General features: G+C 53.1%; 21 protein-coding genes and 1 pseudogene. 10 read left to right on the top strand and 12 right to left on the bottom strand.

Features of this window, described 5'->3' with window-relative positions:
• Window positions 1-19: 19 nt before the first annotated feature.
• From L855_RS02695 to L855_RS02675, 6 genes and pseudogenes are all read right to left on the bottom strand, one after another.
• Window positions 20-520, bottom strand: a complete 501-nt coding sequence (locus L855_RS02695; protein WP_343039231.1) for a DUF2301 domain-containing membrane protein — start codon at window positions 518-520, stop codon at window positions 20-22.
• Window positions 521-546: 26 nt separating this feature from the next.
• Window positions 547-1,176 (bottom strand): DUF2301 domain-containing membrane protein, encoded by a 630-nt coding sequence (locus tag L855_RS02690; RefSeq protein WP_159783833.1) that lies wholly within the window; start codon window positions 1,174-1,176, stop codon window positions 547-549.
• A gap of 39 nt (window positions 1,177-1,215) precedes the next feature.
• Window positions 1,216-1,923 (bottom strand): TrmH family RNA methyltransferase, encoded by a 708-nt coding sequence (locus L855_RS02685; protein ID WP_159783831.1) that lies wholly within the window; start codon window positions 1,921-1,923, stop codon window positions 1,216-1,218.
• Between the two features lie 150 nt (window positions 1,924-2,073).
• A complete protein-coding gene (locus L855_RS02680) occupies window positions 2,074-2,619 on the bottom strand; it encodes a response regulator transcription factor (protein ID WP_425500545.1) in 546 nt (181 codons plus the stop codon).
• Window positions 2,620-2,736: 117 nt separating this feature from the next.
• Window positions 2,737-2,846: pseudogene (locus L855_RS22660) on the bottom strand (DNA-binding response regulator); the annotation flags it as partial.
• 8 nt (window positions 2,847-2,854) lie between these two features.
• Window positions 2,855-4,441, bottom strand: coding sequence for a glucose-6-phosphate isomerase (locus tag L855_RS02675; RefSeq protein WP_159790916.1), 1,587 nt, complete (start codon window positions 4,439-4,441; stop codon window positions 2,855-2,857).
• A gap of 515 nt (window positions 4,442-4,956) precedes the next feature.
• Between L855_RS02675 and L855_RS02670 the strand changes: the two genes are divergently transcribed.
• Entirely contained in the window at window positions 4,957-6,441 is a 1,485-nt protein-coding gene (locus tag L855_RS02670; protein WP_159783829.1) for a DEAD/DEAH box helicase, read from the top strand.
• 118 nt (window positions 6,442-6,559) lie between these two features.
• On the opposite strand, the gene L855_RS02665 is transcribed toward L855_RS02670, so the two are convergent.
• The 3 genes from L855_RS02665 to L855_RS02655 form a co-directional block, all read right to left on the bottom strand.
• Window positions 6,560-6,946, bottom strand: coding sequence for a histidine kinase (locus L855_RS02665; RefSeq protein WP_159783827.1), 387 nt, complete (start codon window positions 6,944-6,946; stop codon window positions 6,560-6,562).
• 99 nt (window positions 6,947-7,045) lie between these two features.
• A complete protein-coding gene (locus L855_RS02660; protein WP_159783825.1) occupies window positions 7,046-8,284 on the bottom strand; it encodes a Coenzyme F420 hydrogenase/dehydrogenase, beta subunit C-terminal domain in 1,239 nt (412 codons plus the stop codon).
• Window positions 8,285-8,383: 99 nt separating this feature from the next.
• Window positions 8,384-9,733 (bottom strand): gluconeogenesis factor YvcK family protein, encoded by a 1,350-nt coding sequence (locus L855_RS02655; RefSeq protein ID WP_159783823.1) that lies wholly within the window; start codon window positions 9,731-9,733, stop codon window positions 8,384-8,386.
• A 96-nt stretch (window positions 9,734-9,829) separates the two neighbouring features.
• Here L855_RS02655 and L855_RS02650 point away from each other — a divergent pair, with 96 nt between their 5' ends.
• The 7 genes from L855_RS02650 (at window position 9,830) to L855_RS02620 (ending at window position 19,651) form a co-directional block, all read left to right on the top strand.
• The gene (locus L855_RS02650; RefSeq protein ID WP_159790915.1) at window positions 9,830-10,654 is read left to right on the top strand and encodes an ABC transporter ATP-binding protein; all 825 of its coding nucleotides are present in this window, start codon (window positions 9,830-9,832) and stop codon (window positions 10,652-10,654) included.
• Window positions 10,655-10,699: 45 nt separating this feature from the next.
• On the top strand, window positions 10,700-12,052 hold the full coding sequence (locus tag L855_RS02645) for an MlaD family protein (RefSeq protein ID WP_159783821.1): 1,353 nt from the start codon (window positions 10,700-10,702) through the stop codon (window positions 12,050-12,052).
• 34 nt (window positions 12,053-12,086) lie between these two features.
• A complete protein-coding gene (gene rimM, locus L855_RS02640; protein WP_159783819.1) occupies window positions 12,087-12,704 on the top strand; it encodes a ribosome maturation factor RimM in 618 nt (205 codons plus the stop codon).
• 100 nt (window positions 12,705-12,804) lie between these two features.
• Window positions 12,805-13,641, top strand: a complete 837-nt coding sequence (locus L855_RS02635; protein ID WP_159783817.1) for a cation diffusion facilitator family transporter — start codon at window positions 12,805-12,807, stop codon at window positions 13,639-13,641.
• 155 nt (window positions 13,642-13,796) lie between these two features.
• A complete protein-coding gene (locus L855_RS02630) occupies window positions 13,797-16,346 on the top strand; it encodes a glycogen/starch/alpha-glucan phosphorylase (RefSeq protein ID WP_159783815.1) in 2,550 nt (849 codons plus the stop codon).
• A 211-nt stretch (window positions 16,347-16,557) separates the two neighbouring features.
• Window positions 16,558-17,829, top strand: coding sequence for a methylglyoxal synthase (gene mgsA / locus L855_RS02625; RefSeq protein ID WP_159783813.1), 1,272 nt, complete (start codon window positions 16,558-16,560; stop codon window positions 17,827-17,829).
• A 115-nt stretch (window positions 17,830-17,944) separates the two neighbouring features.
• Complete coding sequence (locus L855_RS02620; protein WP_159783811.1) at window positions 17,945-19,651, top strand: ABC-ATPase domain-containing protein; 1,707 nt, start codon at window positions 17,945-17,947, stop codon at window positions 19,649-19,651.
• 118 nt (window positions 19,652-19,769) lie between these two features.
• Here L855_RS02620 and L855_RS02615 read toward each other — a convergent pair whose 3' ends face one another.
• Window positions 19,770-20,447, bottom strand: coding sequence for a fasciclin domain-containing protein (locus L855_RS02615; RefSeq protein ID WP_219729852.1), 678 nt, complete (start codon window positions 20,445-20,447; stop codon window positions 19,770-19,772).
• 247 nt (window positions 20,448-20,694) lie between these two features.
• On the opposite strand from L855_RS02615, the gene L855_RS02610 reads away from it, so the two are divergent.
• Window positions 20,695-21,036 (top strand): zinc ribbon domain-containing protein, encoded by a 342-nt coding sequence (locus tag L855_RS02610; protein ID WP_159783807.1) that lies wholly within the window; start codon window positions 20,695-20,697, stop codon window positions 21,034-21,036.
• Between the two features lie 311 nt (window positions 21,037-21,347).
• Here L855_RS02610 and nblS read toward each other — a convergent pair whose 3' ends face one another.
• Complete coding sequence (gene nblS / locus L855_RS02605; protein ID WP_159783805.1) at window positions 21,348-23,309, bottom strand: two-component system sensor histidine kinase NblS; 1,962 nt, start codon at window positions 23,307-23,309, stop codon at window positions 21,348-21,350.
• 195 nt (window positions 23,310-23,504) lie between these two features.
• On the opposite strand from nblS, the gene hpnA reads away from it, so the two are divergent.
• On the top strand, window positions 23,505-24,485 hold the full coding sequence (hpnA, locus tag L855_RS02600; RefSeq protein WP_159783803.1) for a hopanoid-associated sugar epimerase: 981 nt from the start codon (window positions 23,505-23,507) through the stop codon (window positions 24,483-24,485).
• A 59-nt stretch (window positions 24,486-24,544) separates the two neighbouring features.
• On the opposite strand, the gene L855_RS02595 is transcribed toward hpnA, so the two are convergent.
• Window positions 24,545-26,485: an ABC-F family ATP-binding cassette domain-containing protein gene (locus L855_RS02595; RefSeq protein WP_159783801.1), complete on the bottom strand. Its 1,941-nt coding sequence runs from the start codon at window positions 26,483-26,485 to the stop codon at window positions 24,545-24,547.
• Window positions 26,486-26,554: the final 69 nt, after the last annotated feature.

Below are 26,554 nucleotides of genomic sequence, written 5' to 3'. Positions count from 1 at the left end.
ACCTCCCTCAACGGTTCACTCAGCCATTTTCCGAAGGACTGGGTTGGCTATTGCGGTTGCGCAGATGTTCAAAGACACTTTTATCGCCAATATCATCGGGAATGGCTTGGGGAAGTTTACGAAGGCTAAAGACGAGAAATAAGATCGCCCACATGGCCAACATCACCGGCTTACTTTCTTCAGGAAGCAACCCGCTAAGATGACCCAACAGTAGAATCGGCACCAGGGGAGTCAGGAATTTCGTTTCCAAGCGATTGAAACAGAACGCCTCCTTGAAATAGATCCCCGTTAGGGCCACAAACAAAAAGCCAAGACCCCAGAGACTATTGGGATGCTGATAGACCGTCAGGGCCAGGGGGTCTTCACTGGCTAAGACCAAATCCACACTGGACGCTACCCCCACCAGCCAACAGGCTTGTAGAAGACGATGCAGGGGGGCTAGATAAATATGAATGGTTAACAAACTCACCCCCAGGGCCAGGGCAAACAGGCCATAGAGTCCGGTGAGCGTCTGTAGCACCCAATCATTGGGGCCAACGCTGAGAACTAACCCTGTTCCCAGGGCGAAACTGATTTATCATCGGGAATGGCTTGGGGGAGTTTACGGAGGCTAAAGACCAGAAATAAGATCGCCCACATCGCCAACATCACCGGCTTACTTTCGTCAGGAATCCAGCCGCTGAGATGGCCCAACAGCAGAACCGGCACTAGGGGAGTCAGGAATTTTGTTTCTAAGCGATTGAAACAAAACGCCTCCTTAAAATAGATTCCCGTCAAGGCCACAAACAAAAAGCCAAGACCCCAGAGACTGTTGGGATGCTGATACACCGTCAGGGCCAGGGGATCGTCACTGGCTAAGACTAAATCCACACTGGAGGCCACCCCCACCAGCCAACAGGCTTGTAAAAGACGATGCAGGGGGGCTAGATAGATATGAATGGTTAACAGACTCACCCCCAGGGCCAGGGCAAACAGGCCATAGAGTCCGGTGAGCGTCTGTAGAACCCAATCACTGGGGCCAACGGTGAGAACTAACCCAGTTCCCAGGGCAAAACTGACAGCGGCGACGGCTAAACCGGCGCGGTAGATGCGGACTTCACGGCGATCGCCTGCTGTAATCTGATAACTGCCAAACTGACCAAAGTAAACCGGGTTATCAATCGGGATATCACTCATTCAATCGCACTCCTCATGGACAACATCAAGGGGATAACTTCATCCTAGAGAGGACGATGAGGGTATCTCTAGGGAAGCCAGGAACTCCGCTTCAAGCTGATCATAGGCGCGGATACTACGGCGTAACCATTCTAACTTGAGGGCTATCCGTTCGGCCTCGGTCAGTCGCCAGGGATGATTGCCCTGACGTAAGCGTTTGGTGAGTTCATATAAACATAATGCCGCACTAACGGAGATGTTGAAACTTTCACTAAAGCCATACATGGGAATTTTCACCCGTACATCGGCATGGCTGAGGGCATAGGTTGAAAGGCCTCGCAACTCTGATCCAAAGAGAATCGCTGTTTTGCCCTCGATGGGAACTTCATCAATATTGACGGTGGGGTCATGGGGGGTGGTTGCCAGAAGGGTGTAGCCTTGGTCTTTGAGGCGATCCAAGCAGATGGCGGTATTATTCACCCCATAATCATCATAGCGATGCAAACTCAACCAGCGATCAGCCCCCAAACTCACCTGTTGATTGGGGTCGAACTCCGTATCTCGCTCAATAATATGGACATCCTGCACCCCAAAGCCATCGCAACTGCGCAACACGGCACTGGCATTATGAGGTTTATGAATCCCCTCTAACACCACCGCCAGTTGCTTGGTCCGCTTCCCTAAGACCTCCTCTAGGCGCGCTGCACGGGTTTCGGTCATATATTGGCTGAGATAGGCGATGAGGTCTTTTTGGGTTTGGAGGTTCATGGGGGAAGAAGGCAAGAGGCAAGAGGCAAGAGGCAAGAGGCAAGAGGGGGAACAGGGAACAGGCAATAGGGAATAGGGGGACAAGCGTTGGCTTCTCTCCTCTTTCTCTGTGTCCTCTGTGACTCTGTGGTTCCCCTCTCCCTCTCCCTTTTAGTCTTGTAACAAGTGATGTTCGATCGCAAACCGGACTAACTCCGAACGGTTATTCGTCTCCGTTTTGCGTAGGAGATTGCTGACGTACTTCTCAATCGTGCGGGAACTGAGATAGAGGCGATCGCCAATCTGATTATTGGAGAGGCCCTGACTGAGGAGTTCGAGGACTTCTTGTTCGCGATCAGTTAAGTCAATGGTAACATCCGAGCGCTCCGGGGCGGGGGCTGGGGGGGCGACGGTGGAGGCGTGACTCATCATGGTGTACCGATCGAGAAAATTGCGCACCACAGCCGCCAATTCCTCTAATTCAAAGGGTTTGGGCATATGGAGATCAATCCCCGCCTGGTAGCCGCGAATGCGATCCTGAGTCTCGTTACGGGCTGTGAGGAAAATGACCGGAAGCAACCGGAAGCTGGGTTGTTGGCGAACCTGCCGTACTAATTCATAGCCATCCATTTCTGGCATGATGGCATCGGTAATCAACAGATGGGGTTGGTAACGCTCAAGCAGGCCCAGCGCCTCCCGTTTCTGGCATGATGGCATCGGTAATCAACAGATGGGGTTGGTAACGCTCAAGCAGGCCCAGCGCCTCCCGGCCGTTGACGGCGGGAATCGCTGAGTAGCCTGAAAGTTCCAGATAATCGGTGATGGCGAGGCGGGTTCCTTCCGTTGACGGCGGGAATCGCTGAGTAGCCTGAAAGTTCCAGATAATCGGTGATGGCGAGGCGGGTTCCTAAGTCATCCTCCACCACCAAAATCGTCAGAGGCATAGCGGGGCTTAAAAGGCGGACACCTGAAGACTTGAGGGCCGACCTAAGTTCCCCACCAGGGTAATGCCCCGGCCGTTGGCATGGAGATGACGTAGGATCTTATAGAGGGTTTCCACTTGCTCAGGCGCACCAACGGCGGCGGCTAACTCCTCTAGGGACATGGGTTTGTTGGCCCCTTTGAGGACGGCCATGGCCTCTTGTTGCAAGGACAAGACCGTGGCGGCAGCTTTTTTGCCCGCTTCTACCCCCGGCTGGTGATAGGCGTTGACATTGACTAAGGACGCATAGAGACCCACCGCTCGCTCGTAGAGGGCAATGAGTACCCCGACATAATAGGGACTCACCTCGGGAACTGTGATGGTGATGGAGTCCCGTTGATTGTCAAAGAGGGCTTGGCGAGTCCCTTGCAGGAAGCCGCAGAGATAATCCCCGGAGGTGACACCCGGTTCAATTTCCGTAGAGTCTCCCTGGCGATCGCGCAGCACCTCGATAAAAGTGGCAAAGAAGTTGGGAACCCCATCACGCAACTGTTGCACATAGGCATGTTGGTCCGTTGAACCTTTGTTGCCATAGACGGCAATCCCTTGATGGACGGTATTGCCATCGAGGTCCTTCTCTTTCCCCAAGGATTCCATCACCAACTGTTGTAGGTAACGGCTAAACAACAGCAGTGAATCCTTGTAGGGGAGGATGACCATATCTTTTTCCCCCCGTCCCTTGCCAGCAGCATACCAAGCCAGGGCCAGGAGGGCGGCGGGGTTGGTTTTGAGATCCGGGACTCGGGTCACGGCATCCATCGCTTTCGCCCCAGCTAACAGGGCGCGAATATCAATCCCTTGTAGGGCGGCGGCGGGGAGTCCTACGGCGGACATTTCCGAGGTGCGTCCTCCCACCCAGTCTGCCATGGGTAGGCGCGCGAGCCAGCCTTCGGTTTGGGCTTGGTGATCGAGTTTGCTGTCAACGCCGGTAATGGCGACGGCCTGTTTCGTGAAGTCGAGTCCGGCTTTGTCAAAGGCCGCCTTCACCTCAATCATGCCATTGCGGGTTTCTGGGGTTCCTCCCGACTTAGAAATAATGAAGACGAGGGTGCTTGGGAGGCGATCGCCCAATTGGGCCAGGGTGCGATCGATTCCCGCCGGATCACTATTATCAATAAAGTGGATATCTAACGGGGCATCGAGGGGGGCCAGCGCGTCGGCCACAAACTGCGGCCCGAGGGCTGAACCGCCAATGCCCACCGAAAGAATATCCGTGAAGCGATCGCCCTGGGGAGGATGGAGTTGCCCCGAATGCACCTGACTCACAAAGGCTTCAATTTGGGCCAGCGTCTCAATCACTTCCTGACGAATCTCTGAGCTGGGGGCGAGATCCGGGTCTCGTAGCCAATAATGGCCCACCATCCGATCCTCATCTGGATTGGCGATCGCCCCCTGTTCCAGCTTTGCCATGTCTTGAAAAGCCGTCTTGAAGCGGGGCATGAGGCGGTCGACCAAGTCCTGCTCAAAGGACATACGGCTAATATCGACATAGACCTCTAGCTCCTCGTGATAATAGAGCCAGTCCCGATAGCGTTCCCAAAGCGTGGCAGCATCCATCTGTTGCGTTTTACCTCTAGCCATACTGTCAACACAATGCAGTCAAGTCTCGACTGGCAAGCGTTTGAGAACAGCCTATCACGACATTTTGAGAGATTGCTGAAAAAAGCTTTACAGAAAAGTAGAAATTGCAACTATCATAGAGTCAAGCGGTGGTAACTCCAATCGTGCGTCTGATCTAACCTGATCCGAAGCGTACTGATCGAGATTGCCTACTCAGTCGCTGGATTCGGTGTGGGAACAACGTCATTGTACGGGGCTACATCACCACGGTGCTACGTCCAAGTCACAACAGCGCCGATCGGTTAACTGGCGACGGAGATAACTTCTAGCAGGCTGAGACTCAATCCATCATGAACCGACAACAGTTACAACAGTCAACAGACCGGGGCGATTGCCAGTTCTCCTCAGTCTCGCTCCCCTGTTGACCGGTTCACGGGTCACCACCGAGTCCTCATCTCGATCGCCCGTTCTCTCCCTCGCTACACGTAACCCAGTAACGTATGACTTCATTTATGACATCTGTAACTCCCGAACAAACATCCGCTCCCGAAACCACCTCCGATTCCCAAACCCCTATCGACGATACTCCAGGTAACTTCGAGTCCTTTAACCTCCGCCCAGAAATCCTCGAAGGGATTCAAGAGGCCGGCTTCCGTGTTCCTAGCCCGATTCAGCAACAAGCCATTCCCGTCATCCTCGAAGGACGCGATGCGATCGCCCGTGCTCAAACCGGGACGGGTAAAACAGCAGCCTTTGGACTCCCGGCACTCAATTCTGTTCATCGCGATAGCAGCGAAGGGGTGCAAGTCCTCGTGATTGTGCCCACCCGCGAGTTAGCCTCCCAAGTCAGTGACGAACTCTATCGTCTCGGCCGCTGTGCCGGCATTCGCACCGTTGCGGTCTATGGTGGACAATCCATTGAACGCCAAGTGTCCCTTATCCGTCGTGGCGCTCAGGTGGTGACGGCGACCCCCGGCCGCCTACTCGACCACCTCAAATCCAATCGTCTCAAGGACTTCTCACCCTCAATTGTTATCCTCGACGAAGCCGATGAGATGTTGGATATGGGCTTCCTCGATGATATTGAGGAAATCTTTACCTATTTACCGAAAGAGCGACAAACCCTCCTCTTTTCCGCCACCCTTCCCTCGGCGATTCGTCAGTTATCCAAGAAAATCCTCACCGATCCCCTCTCGATTGATGTCACCCCCAAAGACTCAACCATCAATACTGACATCAGCCAGCGTTACTATGTGCTCGAAGAACGGGAACGAGAGGAAGCCTTAGTCCGGCTAATTGATACAGAAGCCCCCAACAAAGCCCTAATCTTCTGTCGCACCAAGAAAGAGACGGATATGCTTTGCACTACCCTCGTCTCTCGGGGCTATGCTGCCAGTTCCCTCCATGGGGATATGCAGCAGCGACAGCGCAATGAAGCCATTGAAAGCTTCAAGCGGGGACGCATCGACCTACTCATTGCCACGGACGTAGCCGCCCGAGGGTTGGATATTAACGACGTGACCCACGTCTTTAACTATCACATTCCCTTCGACTCCGATAGCTATGTTCACCGGATTGGTCGGACTGGACGTGCTGGACGTAAGGGAACTGCCATTACCCTGGTGACTCCCCTAGAGTTCAAGAAACTCACCCGGATTATGCACGTTGCCGGTTCACCGATGGTCTACGGAGAAGTTCCCACCATTGGCGAAGCCAAGAAACAATATCAGGTGGAATTGGCCTCAAAACTGCAACACCAACATATTCAGGAAGAAGCGGCCGAGTTGCTACAACGACTTGAAGAAGAAGTCGATATTAATCAGATCGCCTGTAAGGCCCTGTCGATGCTTCTTGAACAGCAGCCGGTGGGTGGCCCTAGTCGCATTGGCTTTAGTGTGCAGGAAGTGGAAAACCTCCTACACCGTTCCAAGCGTCGTAAAGGTGCCCCCCGCAAACGCCGCAACAACTACCGTCCCCGCCGGACGAATCGCCGTTAGTCCCAGCTAGGGAACCATTAACCTTAAACAAGGGCTGTTCATCCTATAGTTGATGAGCAGCCCTTGCCTTATGGGGGACTACTGCCATGAAAGTAGTCATTTGGGTTGCCCAGTCTCTCTAAACCGCTTGAAAGGACAATTCCTTAATCTGTTTACAGCCTTCGAGTCCGAGTTGTGGCTTTTGCCGATAACGAGGTTCTGGGGCCCAGACGGTGACGTTTTTATCGAGGGCAATACGATAGAGATATTCGACATCGGGATCATAGTTAACCCCGAGACGTAAATTAGAGAAGTCATCCTCACAACTCTCAAAGCCAAAACGAACGGTTACTTGAGCGAGTAAACATTCCGGGGTGTAGCGGTGTTCACCGGCAGTTTCTCGCTCATCCCAAAACTTAAGCAGAAATCGCTCGAGTTTGGGTAATACTTTTTCGGGAGCGCCGTTACGGCTGACATAGAGAAGTCCCGGGTTTTGCTCAACGAGGATATGACAGGTGATGCTCATAGGATAAGGCTCCTTGAATGTGATTAGGTCCGCGAGTATCTGGGAAAAAGCCCGTCTTCTCTCAAGGGGAAGCGGGGTTGAGATGACTGGGGTCAGGGTTTACTCAGGAAGTTTATACTGTCCAACAATGCGCTTGGCAAACTCGGGCACATGACGCTCGAGTTTCTCTGGATAGTTCCGCTGAACATAGAGATAATTGCGGGTAAAGTGAGAGTCAATGGAAAACCGGGCATATTCTAGCCCTTTCGGCCCCACACGCTCAATGACCACCCCCATCAGCTGTGCTGCCCACATGGGTAGGGTTACGCCCTTGTCATAGGCGGGAATACTCTGTTGAACCGCTTGACGGCGATCGCCCCGAGAGGACACCGGTTGCGTCTCTAACTGAGATTGCACCAAATCTAACATTTCCTGACCGATGTCGTTACGCACCAGAATCCATTGCCAGCCGAAGGGGGCACCCATATAGCCCACCACCAAATCTGCTAAGCCATTGACATAGTCAAAACAACTCATGCAGGAGGGGGCAAAAACATCCTTGAGTTCCTTGGTATTTAAGCCAAAGAAGGGCACTTTCTCGATTGAGCCATCCTCATGTTTGAAATGCACCCGAAAATCCTGCATAAACTCATAATGCACCACCGTCTCCGGGGAGCGGCTGGTGGTTTCTAGGAATTTCTGCAAGCCGGCCCGCGTGACGTTGTCGACACAGGGAGTCCCGAGGACATAGAGTTTTTCTAAGCCCAATTTGTCCTGAACTGCTCGCAGGGCCTGGATTTGACAGCCCACACCAATCACCAGCAGCCGTTTGAGTCCTGAGCGTTCTACCTGTTCGAGGACTGAGAGGTTTGGCGAGAGGGTGGGTTTATTGACCCGGGCCGCTAACACCTCCTCGGGGGTGCGGGCGATGACGGGCATGGGTTGGAAGCGATCGTCGGGGGAGTTTTGTACACAAACCACCCCTTCAACTTTGCCTGAGTTCAACATCTCACAGGCAATACTGCTGACGATCCCCGTCCATTGTGCCCCGTCAATGGGGTCTTTTTTGCGGGCGGCGGTCATGGATTGGTGAACCCCGAAGTAGGTTTGCGTCTCATCATCTAGCTGGCGCGATCGCCCGTGAATCCGGTCTTCGAGGGACTCGAACTGCTGATGGATAAAGGCGCAGGCCTCTTTCACATAATGGATGTAATGGGTGTCACACAGACCACATTCACTACAGAGGGCTTTAGCGGGACGTGGGCCACCCGGTTTGAGTCCTTTCGCTTTGTAATGGGCTGGCCGAGTTGAGGAGGAGGGGGAAGGAGAGGAAGGGGTGGGGGAGTTCACCGCAGTCATGATTCTGTCTTGTCCGTATCTGAACGTAGCTTAGGAAACCGTCTCTTTTCACCATACCGCACCTCTGGAGTCTTCCTGCTCCTGAACGGCTGGCGGGAGTTAACGTTTACCGGAAAACTGCTGGGCCAGGGTGCGGGCGAGTTTCAGAGAATCATGACGCACCATGCCCGATTGGGGATCTTCGCTCATGATATTGGCTAAAACGACCTGTCGCCCCAATCGTTCCACCACGTCTAAGTCTAAGTCCACTGGATGGGATTGTTTTTGAGCATAGCGAATTAGGGCCCGGGCCGAGGGTTTGGTCTTCTGAACGACCACCCCATCAAAGATACGGCGATCGCCACAGGCGCGATCGATGGCGAGGATATGATCGGAGACTGTATAGCCGTCGGTTTCCCCCGGTTCCGTCATGATGTTGCAGACATAAAGGCGCTGGGCCGACGAGTTGGCGATCGCCTCGACAATATCGGGAACCAGCAAATTGGGAATGACACTGGTATACAAACTTCCCGGCCCAATCACAATGACCTCCGCCTGGGCGATCGCTTCTAGCACCCGAGGCAGGGGCACCGGCCGCTCAGGCAGACAACCCAACCGCATAATTTTGCCCCGCGCTTCCGTAATACTCGACTCTCCCTGAATACGGCGGCCATCGGCTAACTCAGCCCAGAGCGTGACATCCGTCAGGGTCGCCGGTAACACCTCCCCCCGCACGGCCAACACCTGGGAACTGGCCACCACGGCCTGTTCTAAATCTCCGGTAATATCGGCCATGGCCGCTAAAAACAGATTGCCAAAACTATGGCCACTCAGCCCGGTTCCGCCCTGGAAGCGATATTGAAATAACTCCGCTAAGAGGGTTTCCTCGTCTGCCAGGGCGGCTAAACAGTTGCGAATGTCTCCAGGAGGCAACACGCCAATTTCTCGCCGTAAACGCCCCGAAGACCCCCCATCATCGGCAACGGTGACCACAGCAGTAATGTTGGCACTGTAGGTCTTTATGCCCCGTAATAGGGTCGATAACCCAGTTCCGCCCCCCAGGGCCACAATGTGAGGTCCGCGGTGGAGTCGCCGCCGTTCCATGAGGGCATCAATTAACTCCCCATTATCTTCGGGTTTAAGGGCATCATGAATCGATCCCATCGTCCGTGTCTGTCCCCATAACAGCAGCAAGATGCCGCTAATCACGACGAGGGGGCCGCTGATATAGTTGGGAATCCGAGTGGCAATGGTGGTGAGGGCCACCTCCACAAACTGCAAGAGGTAATAGACCGGCGTCAGCTTCGTCCAGATGGCGATGCCCAATAAGGCCAAAACCATTCCCGCTGCACTCACCACTAACCATCGCTTTAACGACAGCCCCGGAGAGAGCCACTTAAACCATTGTTTGGCACGATAAGGGGTTCGACTTCGGGAGACTCGTTTGAGATCGCGGATTGTGTGTTTCATAGCAGCCGGAATAAACAAGGCATCATCGCAAGTTGAGGTTAACGGGCGCTTAAGTATGGCAACATGATAGAGCAGTCGCGGGAAATCACGGGATTCATGGCGCTTCTGGATCACAACGGCGATCGCAATTGTCCCCCAGAGCCGATCGTTGAACTAAAAGGCATCTCTAAGTCCTTCGGTAACACGGTGATCCTCGATCAGGTGGACCTAACGATTTACCCTGGAGATGCTTTGGGGATTATCGGGCCATCGGGAACAGGAAAGTCAACCATTCTCCGGTTGATTGCTGGGTTGCTGCCGCCGGATTCGGGAGAAATCTATATCAAAGGTCAATTGCGCCAAGGCCTGATTGAGGATAACTCGGATCCCATCGGCATTGGCATGGTGTTTCAACAGGCGGCCCTGTTTGACTCCCTGACGGTTGATGAAAATGTTGGCTTTTCTCTGTATCAACATTCCAAATTGCCTCACTCACAGATTCGTAAGCTCGTCGAGGATAGTTTAGAACGGGTGGGACTCGGTGGAAGTGCCGATCTCTATCCGGCCCAACTGTCAGGGGGGATGCGCAAACGCGTCAGTTTTGCTCGGGCCATTATTGCTCACCCCGAGGATCCCAGCCACGCTTCTGAGATTTTGCTCTATGATGAACCCACAGCCGGCCTCGATCCCATCGCCTCGACAGTGGTTGAAGATTTGATTCGGGATCTCCATGTCGGTCAAAAACACTGTAGTTGTAGCACCTATGTCATGGTGACCCATCAAGAGAGTACAATTCGCCGAACCACAGATCGGGTGATTTTTCTCTATCGCGGTAAAGTACAGTGGGAAGGGAATGTTCGGGAACTCGATCACACGGATCATCCCTTAATTCGACAATTTCGCACCGGTAGCATCGAGGGCCCCATTCGGGCGGCGGGGTGATGGCAGAATAATGAGGATAGGTGCAGCAGGTCACGAGGAACCACTATGCGATCGCGGACGCTTCGAGAAGGCTCATTGGGCCTGTTTATTCTTTTAGGTTTGGGACTCTTTGGAGTGCTCTCCCTTTGGTTGCGAGGGGTGAGTGTAGGACGACAAACCTATGAATTTGTGGTGGAGTTTCAGGATGCGTTGGGAATGCAGCCTGGGGCCCCGGTTCGCTATCGTGGCGTGCGAGTGGGACGCTTGGTAGATGTGGTTCCGGGAACCAATGGGGTCGATGCAAAGATAGAAATTCTCTCGGGGGATCTCAAAATTCCCCGTCCTCCCTATGTTGAGGCTAATCAAGTCGGGTTTATTGGGGAGACGACGATTGATATCCTGGCCCCAGATCAGCCGTTGCCTCAGGTGCGAGATTTAGCGGTTCCTCGGGATGGGGACTGTGATCCTGAGGTGATTATCTGTCATGGCGATCGCGTTCTCGGTCGGGTGGGGATCAGTTTTGAGAAACTCACTCGCGCTTCAACCCGGTTTACGGAATCGTTTAGTGATCCTGAGTTTATGCAGACGGTTCAACTGCTGCTGCAAAACACGGCTCAAGCGAGTGAAGATATTGCGGGGTTAGCGCGTAATGTCTCGGAAATGACGGTGTTTTTTCAGGAAGAGTTGGGCATCTTATCGGATTCTGCCCTGGCGACGACCCAAACCTTGACGCGGACGGCGGAGGAGTTTGGCACCACCGCAGAGAGTTTTAATCAGACGGCGGTGGAGTTAAACCGCTTGACGGCTACGGCGAATCAGTTGGTGGAGGATAATCGCACCAGTTTGGTGATGACTCTGGATAATCTGAATATGATGAGTCGGGAGTTGCGCGTGGCTGCCAGTGGTATTACTCCCTTGTTGCAGCAGAGCGATCGCACCTTGAGTCTGGTGAATGAGAATTTGTCCCAGTTGGAACAGGCGAATTTGATTGCTGATTTGGAGGTGTTGGTGAACAATGCCACGGTGTTATCGGAAAATGCGGCGGTGGCGTCGCAAAATCTCCGGGATGTCTCGGAAGCGGTGAATGATCCGGCGAATCTGATGCTCTTGCAAGAAACCCTCTCCTCGGCGCGATCGACCTTTGAGAATGTGGAGAAGATTACGGCGGATTTGGATGATCTCACGGGAGATCCTCAACTTAGGGAAAATCTACGGCGGCTGATTAATGGTTTAAGTGGTTTGGTGTCTCTGAGTGATCAGCTTGAAGAAGATACCCAACTCGCTCAGGCCCTGGCGGTTATTGATGAACAGCGCAAACAACTCGAAGCAGCTGAGCAAGAGCGGTTCGAGAAACGCCAGCTGCAACCGCCAAGGCCGCGATCGCCCCAGGAAGAAAAACGCAATAGCGGCTATGATTAAGGCTTGATAATGGCTTAAATCGATATTCGCTGTGATGGTAGAACCGCAACAGGAACAGGCTTGGTTGGAAATTGGTCGCATTGTGGCGCCTCAGGGGGTGCGCGGGGCGATGCGCGTCTATCCTAATTCCGATTTCCCTGAACGCTTCCTAGAACCGGGACAACGTTGGCTGCGGCGTCAGGGCGATCGCGATCCTGAGGTGGTTGAACTCCTCAGGGGACGAGATTTGCCCGGAAAGGGCCTCTATGTGATTGAACTAGAGGGAATCAGCAGTCGTGAAGCGGCCGAGGCCCTGCGCGGTGCGGTGTTATTGGTTCCCGAGGGCGATCGCCCTCCGTTGGAGTCAGGAGAGTTCCATGTTCAGGATTTGTTAGGCTTAGAAGTGTTCCATCACCAGACGGGCCAACGGCTTGGGGTGACGGTGGATGTGTTCTCGGCGGGCAACGACTTGTTACAAGTTCAGTTGGATGAGGCGCTCGTTCCACAAAAAGAAGAATCTGTCAAGCCCAAATCCAAGAAAAAACGCCCAAAGCCTCCCTCACCGCCGACCGTGTTTGTGCCCTTCGTCAAGGCGATCGTGCCAGTGGTGGATTTAGAGAACCAGCGCCTGGAAGTTGATCCCCCAGCGGGACTCTTAGACATCATCAACTAGACTCTCCTGCCCGATTAGCTGCTGAGGAACCCCCCCCAACGCGGGCCGTCATCCAGGTCAGTGCCCCTCTGTGGACTCAAGGATTCAACCCACGTTAACCATGCGACAATTTACCCCTCGTCCCTGCCCCTGTTGTACCCCCATTGACTCAGGAACCCCCATCGAAACCCTACAACTGGCGATCGCCCTCGTCTTGGGTTTCTCCCTGGTGGAATGGCTCACAGGGCAGTTTAGCCATAGCCTCTCCCTACTGGCGGACTCCGGGCATATGCTCACCGATGCGATCGCCCTCAGCCTAGCCTTGTGGGCCACCTGGCGGGTGCGACAGGGTCATCCGGGGGGACGTACCGAAAGCGGCGTCGCGATTATCAATGGTCTGTCCTTGTTGGTGATGGCAGGATTAGTGCTGTGGGAAGCCCTACGCCATTTGGCCCATCCCCCTGAAGAATTATTGAGTTTGCCCGTGTTGGGGGTGGCCCTGTTGGGTCTGATTATCAACACCAGTAGTGCCAAACTCCTCCATCAAGGCAGTCAGAGTAACCTAAATCTCGAAGGGGCCTTTCTCCATGCCATCGCCGATGCCATGGGGTCTGTGGGCGTTATTGTGGCGGCCCTAATGGCTTATATTTGGGGGTGGCATTGGGTGGATACCGCCATTGGCATGGCGATCGCCGCATTTATCACCATCAGTGCCATTCCCCTGCTAATCAAAGCCGTGGCACAGTGGCGCCGTCCCGTCAAGGCTGTACAAGAGACAGGCGGTTTGTTAGAACTAGGCCAGGCCGCTCTCATCCCTAACCTGGAATCAGCATCACCCCAACCCCGGCGATCGCCGTCGACTCCCTCACCTTCCTACTCCTGCCAATATCTGAAATCGCAACCGAAACAAGGCCTCAGCGGTCCTTTGAGTCGGAGACGAAATGTCAAAATCCGTTGATGATTCCGTTACGGGGGTCGAAGTTGTGTTATTGGTGCAGTGAGTGGGTATCGTTGTTTTGAGCTAAGTTTTGAGCTAAGCCTTGCCCGCCTCAAACCGATTAACCGACGAGTGTAGCTCACGGAAAGCCCCAGACATCCTGCGAAACGGAACCTATGAATAAAGTTATCTCCTCCAACCCAGACAACACGCCGATTAAGGTTGAAGATGACCGCACCGGCATGAGTAGCGAAACCCTAAAACGGGCCTTTGCAGACCAACTCTTCTATCTTCAGGGCAAGGATCAGTCCATTGCGACCCTGAACGACTACTATCGCGCCCTCGCTTACGTGGTGCGCGATCGCCTGCTGCATCGCTTCATCAAAACCATTCGCACCTACCGCGAAGAAAACGTCAAAGTTGTCTGTTACCTCTCCGCCGAGTTCCTGATGGGCCGGCATTTAGGTAACAACCTGGTGAATCTGGGCCTGTTCGAGAAAATTCAGCAGATTATCGAAGAATCTGGCCTCAGTCTCGAAGAACTCCTCGAACAAGAACAAGATCCCGGCCTCGGCAACGGCGGCTTAGGACGGCTGGCGGCGTGTTTCCTCGATTCCCTCGCCACCCTAGAAATTCCCGCCATTGGCTACGGGATTCGCTACGAATTTGGCATCTTCCACCAAATCATCCAAGACGGCTGGCAAGTGGAGATCCCCGATAACTGGCTGCGGTTCGGTAATCCTTGGGAAATTGCTCGCCCCGAAGACACCGTGGAGGTGAAACTCGGCGGCCACACAGAAATGTTCCACGACAGCAACGGCAACTCCCGCTGGTGTTGGATTCCCGATCGCACCGTCATCGGGATTCCCCATGACACCCCCGTTCCTGGCTACAAAACCAACACCGTCAACCCCTTACGACTCTGGAAAGCCGAAGCCAGTGAGGCCTTCAACTTCGATGCCTTCAACGCCGGGAACTATGACCGGGCCGTGGCCGAGAAAATTAACTCCGAAACCATCTCCAAGGTTCTCTATCCCAACGACAACACCCCTCAAGGTCGAGAACTGCGCCTAGCACAACAATACTTCTTTGTCTCGGCATCGTTACAAGACTTAGTCCGCCTGCATCTGCGGACCAACCCCTCCCTGGAAAACTTCCATGAACGGGTAGCCATTCAACTCAACGATACCCACCCGGCGATCGCCGTTGCTGAGTTGATGCGACTGTTCCTCGACGAACATAACCTGGATTGGGACACTGCCTGGAGTATCAGCGAGAAAACCCTCTGCTACACCAACCACACCCTACTCCCCGAAGCCCTAGAACGGTGGTCTGTAAAACTCTTCAAACGCCTTCTCCCCCGTCACCTGGAACTGATTTACGAAATCAACTTCCGCTTCCTCGAAGATGTGCGGACTTGGTTCCCCGGTGACGACGAACTGGCGCGGCGCTTATCCATCATCGAAGAAGGCCCCGAAAAACAAGTGCGCATGGCTCATCTGGCCTGCGTTGGGTCCCATGCCATCAACGGCGTAGCAGCCCTGCATACGGAACTGCTGAAAAGCCAGACCCTACGAGACTTTGCCCGTCTGTGGCCCGAGAAATTCTTCAACAAAACCAACGGTGTGACCCCTCGCCGCTGGATGTTGCTGAGTAACCCCAAACTCTCGCAACTGATTACCGAAAAAATTGGTGATGGTTGGCTCAAGGATTTGGGTCAACTCAGTGGGATTGAAAAATGTCTCGAAGACACAGGCTTCCGCAAACAATGGCAAGATATTAAACGGCAAAATAAACAAGAGTTAGCCGCCTATATCAAAGCCAAACGGGGCATTGATGTGAATCCCGATTCCCTGTTTGACGTACAAGTCAAGCGGATTCACGAGTACAAACGGCAGCATTTAGCCGCCCTGCACATTATTACCCTTTACAACCGCATCAAGCGCAACCCTGACGCGGATATCCTGCCTCGGACCTTTATCTTTGGTGGCAAGGCCGCACCGGGATATATCATGGCTAAGTTGATTATTAAACTAATCAATGCCGTGGGAGAAGTGGTGAACAAAGACCCCGACGTTCGCGGACGGTTGAAAGTGGTGTTTTTACCCAACTTCAACGTATCTCTTGGGGAACGGATTTACCCAGCGGCGGATTTATCCGAGCAAATTTCTACGGCGGGTAAAGAAGCTTCAGGAACCGGTAACATGAAGTTTGCCATGAATGGGGCTTTAACCATTGGGACCCTCGACGGGGCAAACATCGAGATTCGCGAAGAAGCCGGGGCCGAAAACTTCTTCCTCTTTGGCTTGACGGCCCAGGAAGTTCAGGATTTGAAAGCCAAAGGCTATAATCCTCGCTCTTACTACGAGAATAACCCTGAATTACGGGCGGCCATTGATCGCATTGCCCATGGGGACTTCTCTCCGGGCGATCGCGATCGCTTCAAGCCGATTGTGGACAACCTTCTCTATGGTGATCCCTTCATGCTGTTAGCCGACTATCAAGCCTACATTGACTGTCAGCAAGAGGTGAGCAAAGCCTATCGCGACCTTGACTCCTGGACGCGCATGGCCATTCTCAACTCAGCCCGCATGGGTAAATTCTCCAGCGATCGCACCATCAACGAGTATTGCCAAGAAATTTGGAATGCCAAACCTGTCAAAATCGAGTTAGAGGAATATTCCCAAGCCGAAGCCACCCTAAAACGCTCCGTCAAAATGCGCTAATCCATCCTCAAATGGATTAAACTAAACTCACATTACGGGGGGAGACTTGAACCGTCGAGTCTCTCCCCTATTGTCTATTGCCTAGGGCGACCACGGTTCGGCGATCGCTCACCGACCACAAGGGGACGCCCCTACGTCTTTCCCCTCCTGGGAGGGGCAGGGGTGGGTTCCCCCTACTGCCTACTGCCTACTGCCTACTGCCTTCTTCCCCATGCCCGCCACCCTAGCCCTCATCGCCCACGACGCCAAAAAAGACCAACTGGTGAGTTTCGCCCAAGACTATCACTCGATTCTGAGTCGATATCACCTCATCGCCACAGGAACCACCGGACAACGCATCGAGAACGCCACCGACTTAACCATCGAACGGATGGAATCCGGTTCCGTCGGCGGAGACACCCAAATCGCCGCGCGGGTCGTCTCGGGGGATGTGATTGCCGTTATTTTCCTCATCGATCCCCTCTACACCCAACCCCACGAACCTGATATTCAAGCCCTGTTACGGGTGTGTAATGTTCATAATGTGCCCCTGGCCACCAACCTAGCCACCGCCACCGCTGTCATTCAGGAGATGGCCACCCACCGCGTTGCCCATCTCATCTTTAACCCCGCTGCCGGCCAGGGCAATCCCGATCGCGAACTAGCCATGATTCGTGAACAACTCCAGGGACGACTAGATCTCAATGTCTGGATTACTCAAGCAGACACCGATTTAAAAGCGTTAGTGAATAGGGCGATCGAATCCGGAACCGATCTCGTCATTGCCTCGGGGGGAGATGGAACCGTCTCAACCGTCGCTGATGCCTTAATGAACACAGAAATTCCCCTGGGGGTGATTCCCCGAGGGACTGCCAACGCCTTTGCTAGTGCTTTGGGGATTCCTCAAAATGTCCCTGGGGCCTGTAAGTTGTTGCTGGCGGGAACTACACGAGTCATTGATGCGGCCCGCTGTAATGAGCGCACCATGATTCTCCTGGCGGGAATTGGCTTTGAGGCAGACGTGGTGGAATGGGCCGATCGCGAGAAAAAAGACCGTTGGGGGGTGTTAGCCTATCTCTGGGGCGGTGTGCAACGGTTCCATGATGGGGATCAGTTTGACGCGGAAATTGAGATTGATGGGGAAGTGCGTCAATTCCGGGCTGATGCAATCACCATCGCCAACCTGGCCCCACCCACCTCGATTTTGGCCCAAGGCTTTGGGGAGACGATTCCCGACGATGGGGTATTGGAGGTGACCATCGGCACCACAGAAAACCGCTTACAGGCACTTAACGCCCTCACGAGCATGGTGGGAGCAGCAATTTTGAAAACGGAGACTCAACGGGACGATATCATCTGTTTACGGGCGGCTAAGCTGCGAGTAACGGCGAATCCAGCGAAGAATATCGTGATTGATGGGGATGTGGTGGAAACCACTCCCGTTGATGTGGAATGTTTACCAAAGGCGTTGACGGTAATTGCACCGTTGTCGCCCCAATCTTGAGGTGAACGGAGAAGGCGATCGCCCTCTGGAAACTGAAACAGCAAGGATACCCTGTGACATCTCGACCGGATGACCCTCGCCATGAGAAAATCCCTGGAGACCATCCGTTAGACCCATGACCGACGCTCAACATCTCGAAGATACCCTCCTTAACCTTGATGGACGGGGCTATAAAGCCTATAAAGACTTGCGGGGACAGTATCAGTTCCCAAACTTTAAGCTGACCATCGACTATGTTCAAGGAGATCCCTTCGCCGCACCGAGTCAGTTGAGTGTCTGGGTTCCCATGAGCGTGGCGGGGTTTCCTGAGACACTCTACGCCAGTCTCTCGCGGGAGGTGGCCCTACGGGATTATCTAACCCGGGCCTTTTCTCGGGCCTGTCGTGACGTGAGTCAGAAACGGGGAACCGGCAAAAGTGGGGCGATCGCCGTTTGTCGTCTGGGCCAGGAAGTTTTAGAACGCACCTCCGCTTTTATCGATGAGGATGGGGTCGAAGTCCGCTTCACCGTAGGGCTTCCCGCCCAAGGACGACGCATTTTGGGGCGACAGGCGGCTGAGATGCTTTGTGATGATATCCCGGAACTGGTCGATCGCGCCCTCATTTACCAAAACCTCGATGCAGGGGCGATTCAGCAACAAGTTGAAACCGTCGAAGATGCCGACTGGCTGCGATCGCAACTTCCCCAGCATAACCTCGTCGCCTTTGTGGCTGACGGCTCAATTTTACCCCGCCGCAGTGGCATTGATGCCCGTCCCCTGGAGGAAAACGCCGTTCCCTTTGAGTCTCCCGAATCCCTACGAGTTGAATTTGACCGGCCCAATGGGGGGCCCATCACCGGAATGGGGATTCCTCGGGGAATTACCCTCATTGTCGGAGGGGGCTATCACGGCAAATCTACTCTGTTACGGGCCATTGAATTGGGAGTCTATAACCGGATTCCTGGGGATGGTCGAGACTATGTCGTCACTGATCGCGCCGCCGTGAAAATTCGCGCCGAAGACGGTCGTTCCGTGCGTGGCGTCGATATTTCAGCATTTATCAATAATTTGCCCCAAGGACAAGCCACCACGGCGTTCTCCACCGAAAATGCCAGTGGCAGTACCTCCCAGGCGGCCAATATCATCGAAGCCATTGAAGCCGGGGCCCGGGCCCTACTCATTGACGAAGATACCTCAGCAACGAACTTCACCATCTGCGATCGCCGGATGCAAGAATTGATCGCCAAAGAACATGAACCCATCACCCCCTTTGTCGATCGCGTGCGTCCCCTCTTTGACGAACAGGGGATTTCCACCATTCTCGTCATGGGAGGAAGTGGCGATTACTTCGAGGCCGCCGACACGGCGATCGCCATGACCCATTATCGCCCCCAAAACGTCACCCAGCAGGTGAAAGACATCGCCGCCAAGTACAACACCGGCCGCCAAAGCGACCCCCAATCTCCCCTAACCCCTCCCAACCCTCGCTATCTCCTCCCCGACAGTCTCGACCCCAGTCGAGGCAAACGGGCCGTGAAATGGCAAGTACGAGACCAGGATGAAATCGTCTTTGGCAGCGATGAGATTGACCTCTCCGCCGTCGAACAACTGGTGGATGCCGGACAGTTGCGGGCCATTGCTGAAGCCATGGTCTATCTCAAACAGGAATACCCCCGAACTGATAAGACCCTCAGACAGATATTAGACGACATTGAAGGGGCGATCGCCTCCCAAGGCTTAGATATCCTCTCCCCCTTCCCCGTCGGCAATCTGGCCCAATTCCGTCGTTTTGAACTCGCCGCTGCCTTAAACCGCCTGCGATCTCTTCAAGTGAAACAATGACCCTATCTCAGTCAAACCGTCGATTTTCATAGTCCATGAAACAAGAAAAAAGCCCATTCTCAGAATGGGCTAAACCATTATTAACAGTCCATCAATAATGGACTATTGCCCTAGAAACCTACCAGGTGACCGGGAAGGTTTGGGGTGCCGATTGAGGCGTAGGAGTGGGAGAGGGAGTGGGAGCAGGGGTCGTCGTAGTGGTGTCGGTTTCGGTGGTCGTGGAGCGTTCGTTTAACCGAGATTGCAAATCATTGGGAACAATCACCGTATCAATCTTGTGGATGACACCATTATCGGCGGGAATATCCCGGTCAGTGACCCGAGCCGGGCCGACGTTAATCCTATTCCCTTGAACCCTAGCATTCACCGGGCCGTTGAGGGTGTTCAACAATTGGTTACCAATATCATTGGCTTCGAGAACTTCCGGCACAACGTGCATCCCTAAGACATCCTGCAACAAATCACGGTTAGCCGGATCAGTTAGAGCGTTAACAACGGATTGGGGTAAATCCTGAAAAGCTTGGTCTGTGGGGGCAAACAAGGTAAAGGGTCCCTCATTGGCCAAGGTATCCGCCATCCCGGCTAACTCCGCCAGTTGCAACAGGGTGTTCATATCCCCAGCGGAAACCAGAGAATCCACGAGACTCCCCACACCCATTTGAGCCACTTCCGTCTCTAACGTTTGGGCCGGTTCGTTCGCCGTCATGTCCGCGCGGCTGGGGTTCATTGCCAAAGTGCTAGCACTTAGGAGAACCATTGCCCCTGTAAGCCATTGAAATCGACGCGTAGAGTTCATATATCTTCACTTTTCTCACAACAGCCCTCATTCTAGCTTAAGTTTTGGAAACCGTTGGGAAAAATAGGGAACAGGGAACAGGGAAAACCCACCCCGCCCTCCGGGCACCCCTCCCAGGAGGGGAAAACTTCCCTACTGCCTACTGCCTACTGCCTACTGCCTTCTCCTGCCTACTGCCTACTGCCTTTCTTCCCCTCTTACCTTTTGCTGTACAACTGGAAATAGAAGCTCTACGTTAGTCGTCCTTATGTCCTCTTGTCCTCGATGCCAGCAACGAGTTCGCGCTGATGCCGTCTCCTGTCCTCATTGTGGCTATCAACTCAAAGCCTTTGGTCATCCGGGGATTCCCCTGCATCGAGCCAATCCTGAGGAACCCCTCTGTCTCACCTGCACCTATCATCTCGACGACAGTTGCAATTTTCCCAAACGGCCCCACGCCCAAACCTGTACCCTCTACCAGAATATCAACGAGCCAGTCTTAACGACTCCACCCCGACGCAAACTCGCCCCCTGGTATCGCCGCCATCCGGTACTGGTAGGCTTTCTCGCGCTCCTGGGTATCAGTCTGTTGCTGGCCTTGATGAGATGAGAAGGAGGGAACAGGGAACAGGGAACAGAAAAGACGTAGGGGCGCGCCCTTGTGGACGCCCTAGGCAATAGGCATGAACAGGGAACAGGGAACAGAAAAGACGTAGGGGCGCGCCCTTGTGGACGCCCTAGGCAATAGGCAATAGGGGGGAACCCGTCTCGGGTTTGTCCTCTGTGTCGTTGGGCGCGCCACTTGCGGTTCGCCCCTACGTGGTTCTCTCTTGCCTCTTGCCTCTCCCCCCCTCCTCTTCCGACCTGTCCTCGGGCGACCACAAGGGTACGCCCCTACGTGGTAAACCTCTTGCCTTCTTCCTAACCCTCCACCGTAAGCTGAGGAGTAGCATCAATGGGAATGCTGCCCGGTTTTGAGGACTCCTCAGCTACCGCTAAATCAAACCAGAAGGTGGTTCCCACCCCCACTTCACTAACTAAGTTGACATTGGTATGATGCTTATCAATGATGTTGCGGACAATCGACAGACCTAAACCAGTTCCTTCTAAGGTGTGAACTCGGTTTTCAACCCGGAAAAATCGGTCAAAAATTGCCTCGCGGTCTTCTTCACCAATGCCAATTCCTGTATCGGCAATTTCAACTCGGACATAGCGAGTTTGCCCCTCCATTGTATGGCTTTCTTCTGGAGTCAGCGAGGAGAGGAGATAGGCGCGGACAATTACCTTACCGCCAGCTTCGGTGAATTTGAGGGCATTGCCTACTAAGTTAGCAAAGACTTGTAACAGGAGATCGTAATGACCTAATACAGAGGGTAAATCCTCTTCAACCTCTTGTTTTAACTCAATTTCTTTGTCCTTGGCATTCAGTTGATAGGTGCGTAAGGTTTGCTCAATGGGTTGAACAATATCAAGGGGTTCTAGGCGGTAAATACGGCAGGATTCAAGACGAGATAGATCGAGGACATCATTCACCAAGCGAGTGAGGCGATCGGTTTCGTGGTTGGCTGTTTCTAGGAACTCTCGCCGTTCGCGATCGCTCAAATCATCGCCATATTCATGGAGGGTCTCAATAAAGGATTTGATATTGAATAACGGCGTTCGTAGTTCGTGGGAGATATTACTAATAAATTGACTTTTGGCTTCGTTCAACTCCACTTCTCGGGTAATATCTTGAACTGTAATGGCAATCCCTTTGACATTTTCTCGTTCCCGATCTAAGACGGTGGTGACGAGAATGCGAATCATGCGCTGGGTGGGTTCGCTGATAGAAATGCGAAATTCACCACTATCCCGTTCTCCCTTCGCCATTTGATAAAGGGGACGCGTTAGTTCCACCTGAATCGCGGCGGGGAAGGCGTGCAGGACATTGGTTCCAATTAGTGTGTGGTCATCCCAGCCGAAGATGCGGCGAGCGGTGGGGTTGACTAAGACCACGTTCATCTGATTGTCCAATAATACGGCCCCGTCGGCAATGGTGGACACCAGAGTTTCCAGTTTGGCTTTTTCGGCGGTGAGTTCTTCGATATTTTGTTCTTCGTAGCGTTCGAGACGTTCTGCCATCTCATTGAAACTCTCGATCAGTTCCCCTAACTCGCCGCCAAAGGGTAAATCGATTCGTTGACGAAAGTCTCCTGAGGCGATGTTCTTCACCCCAACGAGGAGTTCTTTGATGGGACGGGTAATGGTGAGAGCGTTAAAAACAGCCCCAAGAATCACCATCACCCAGATGGAGACGAACACCGCAATGGTGACATCCCGCGTTAAGCCAGATGAGGTGACAACGGTGGGATTGGGGTTAATCCCGACGGCCATCACCCCCAAATGGCGATCGCCCTGAACCAGGGGCACAAACACATCGGTGACTTGGCCATTGGGGGTATTATGTTGGCGCACAAAGGGCTGTTGCGATCGCCCCATCTCCTCAGGAAGTTGAATCCGCCGTTGAATCTGGAGGGAGTTCTGAACGGTCGCCTCAGAATAGGGGATGCCGAAGAAGATGCGACCCTCCTCGTCAGCATAGAGAATATAGCGAACACTGGACGTACTGCTATAAAACTGACTACTAAAGCGAGCCAGTTCCGTTTTATTGTCCTCTGCAATCAGTTGGGTGACATTCGCTGCCAACAACAGTCCCAAATCTCGCCCAAAGCGGGTGTCATTGAGCCGTGCATCCTGCTGAATTGTGTTGGTTGCCCAAAATGTTAAACCGCTCACAATCAACGATACGACAAGCGTTGCAGCCGCCATGAGTTTGGTCTGGAGGGTGAACTCCGACCACCAGTTCTTAATCATTTGGGCAATGTGTTGCAGTAAGGTCAGCAAGGTTCAACTGTTGCAGTGTTGCAGATGATTAGGTATTTACGCTTCTATTCTGCCACGTTCCTGACCGTTGAGACGGGTAACTGAGATTCATTGGCTCGAATCTATCCCAGTGACCGTAGGATGGAATCGTAGCCTGGAATGGCGGCATGATTGAGTCAGTCAGCACATATCATCAGCACATATAAGGAGAGTGGGGTGGTTACAGAGGTTTTTGTCACCGGAGGAACGGGATTTATTGGGGCCCATGTGGTGCGATCGCTCCTAGAGTCGAACTATCGAGTTCGCGCCCTTGTGCGTCCTCAGAGTCGTCTCGATAACTTAACGGGCCTGGATATTGAACAGGTGACGGGAGATGTTAACAGCCCCGAGTTAGCCCAACTGATGCAAGGTTGCGATGCCGTGTGTCATGTGGCGGCCCACTATTCACTCTGGCGACGCGATCGCGATCGTCTGCATCAGGTGAATGTCCTTGGAACCCGTCACGTCTTGCAATCTGCCCAAGCCGCTGGCGTTGAACGAGTGGTGTACACCAGTTCCGTGGCGGCCATTGGTGTCAAACCCGGAGGACAGGCGGCGGACGAAACCTATCAAAGTCCCCCCCATCGTCTCATCAGTGCCTATAAACGGTCTAAATACTGGGCAGAACAAGAGGCCTATCAAGCCATCGAGAGAGGACAAGATATCGTCATCGTCAACCCCAGCACTCCCATCGGCCCGCGAGACATCAAACCCACCCCCACCGGGGACATTATCCGACGCTTTCTCCAACGAAGAATGCCGGCCTACGTTAACACCGGCTTAAACTTTATCGATGTGCGAGATGTGGCCCGAGGTCATGTTTTAGCTTTAGAGAAGGGCAAAACGGGAGAACGCTACATCCTGGGCCATCAAAATCTCAGCTTCAAAGCCTTCTTAGACAAACTCGCCCATCACAGCGGCCTCGATGCCCCCCGGTACACCGTCCCTCTCTGGCTTCCCCTCGCCGTCGCCTGGGTAGATGAAATCCTCTTAAGCAAATTGGGTAAATCCCCCTCCGTCCCCCTCGATGGGGTGAGAATGTCAGCCGAACCCATGTATTACGATGCCAGTAAAGCAGTACGCGACCTCGGTTTACCCCAGTCTGATCTCGATGAGGCGATCGCGGCGGCTATTAATTGGATGGAAAGAAGGCAATAGGAAAGATGTAGAGGCGTACCCTTCTGGTTCCCTGTTCCCTGTTCCGTATTCCCTATTCCCTATTCCCTCTCCGCCAACTCCATCCAGCGAACCGTCGACTCCTCAATCTGAGAACTCAATGCCGCGAGTTCATGGGATAGAGTCTCTAGGGCGACATGGTCATCTGGGGGATTTTGATAGAGTTGAACCTCTAATTTCGCTTTCTGTTCTTCCAAATCTGGGATTTGTCCTTCTAGTTGTTCGAGTTCCCGCTTCTCTTTGTAAGATAGCCCCGAGGAGGAATTTTTCTGACTCACAGACTTGTTGGGTGCGGGAGAGGGCGAGGGAGAAGCCTTAGCTGTTTTGGCGGCAGCAGTTTCGGCGGCTTTTGCGGCTCGTTCGGCTTCTAATGTTTTATAATCGAGGTAGATGGAATAATTGCCAGGATATTGGCGCAGTCGTCCAGTGGGTTCTAGGGCAAAGATTTTGTTGACCGTGCGATCGAGAAAATAGCGATCGTGGGAGACGACAATGGCACAGCCATTAAAGTCTTCTAAATACTCTTCTAATACCCCTAAGGTTTGTACGTCTAAATCATTGGTGGGTTCGTCTAAAATCAACACATTGGGAGCCGTCATTAACACTCGCAGCAAGAATAACCGCCGCTTTTCACCCCCGGAGAGTTTGTGTAAGGGGACATATTGCTGACTCGATGGAAACAGGAACCGTTCTAGCATTTGTGAGGCGGTGATAATGCTACCATCGGCGGTTTTAACCAGGGTGGCATCTTCCTGCACATAGTCAATCACTCGCTGATTTTGGTTGGCGGATTCGACTAAGTCTTCCGAATGTTGATCGAAATAGCCAAAATGGATGGTTTCGCCAATCTCAACGGTGCCGTTGTCGGGTTCTAGTCGCCCGGTGATGATATTGAGGAGGGTGGATTTACCAGTTCCATTGCCGCCAATGATGCCAATGCGATCTTGACGCTCAAAACTATAGGTGACATCCTTAAAGAGTTGGCGATCGCCGTAGGATTTACTCACTCCCTCTAACTCAATCACTTTCTTGCCAATGCGACGGCTGGGGGTGGAAATATCCACTTTGCCAATCTGTTGCTTGAACTCAACATCTTGCATCCCTTCAATGCGTTGAATCCGAGCATTTTGTTTGGTGCTTCGTGCTTTGGGTCCTTGTCGCAACCAGGCTAGTTCCCGTCGTAAAACTCCGGCGTGTTTCCGTTCTTGACTGGCTGCGACTTCTTCGGCGAGGGCTTTCTTTTCGAGATAGTAGGAATAGTTGCCGGAATAGCTGTATAAATCGCCCCGATCCACTTCTAAAATACGGGTAGTGACTTGGTCGAGAAAATAGCGATCGTGAGTCACCAAAACCAACGCGGCGGGATAGCGTTGTAGGTAACTTTGAAGCCAATCAACGGATTCAGCATCGAGGTGGTTGGTGGGTTCGTCCATCAGCAGTAAGTCCGGTTCTGCCAGTAGGGCGGCAGCCAGGGCAATGCGTTTTCGGTAGCCGCCTGAGAGGGTTCCCACTTTTACCTCCAAGTCCTCAATTCCTAGTTTAGAGAGGATGATTTTAGCCTCAGTTTCCAAATCCCAGGCATTGGCCGCATTCATTTGTTCGGTGATGCGAGTCAGTTGTTTGAGGAGGCGATCGAGGTCATCTCCTGAGGCTCGGGACAGGTGATGAGATAGAGCTTCATACTCCCGCACAATTTGCATTTTTGAGCCACAATCAGCAAAGACTTGTTCTAAGACCGTGCGATCGGGGTCAATTTCGGGCTGTTGCGGTAAGTAAATCACCCGTTTGTTGCGGTTGACTAGACGTTCTCCCTGGTTATAGGGTTCGATTCCAGCTAATATCTTGAGGAGGGTAGATTTGCCGGAGCCATTAGTGCCAATTAAGCCGATTTTGTCCTGAGAATCGACACTGAGACTGGCATCCCGTAGGATTTCTTTGATACCAAAGTCTTTGGCAATCGATTGTAGGGTGATAATACTCATAAAATTTAAATCTGGCTTTGGTCTAATGTCTGACTTAAAGTTCTAGAAATTGGCCTTAAAATTTGCTCG

It is taken from the genome of Sodalinema gerasimenkoae IPPAS B-353 (assembly GCF_009846485.1).
Taxonomy (GTDB): domain Bacteria; phylum Cyanobacteriota; class Cyanobacteriia; order Cyanobacteriales; family Geitlerinemataceae; genus Sodalinema; species Sodalinema gerasimenkoae.
This window is presented reverse-complemented; position numbering and strand designations above follow the sequence as displayed.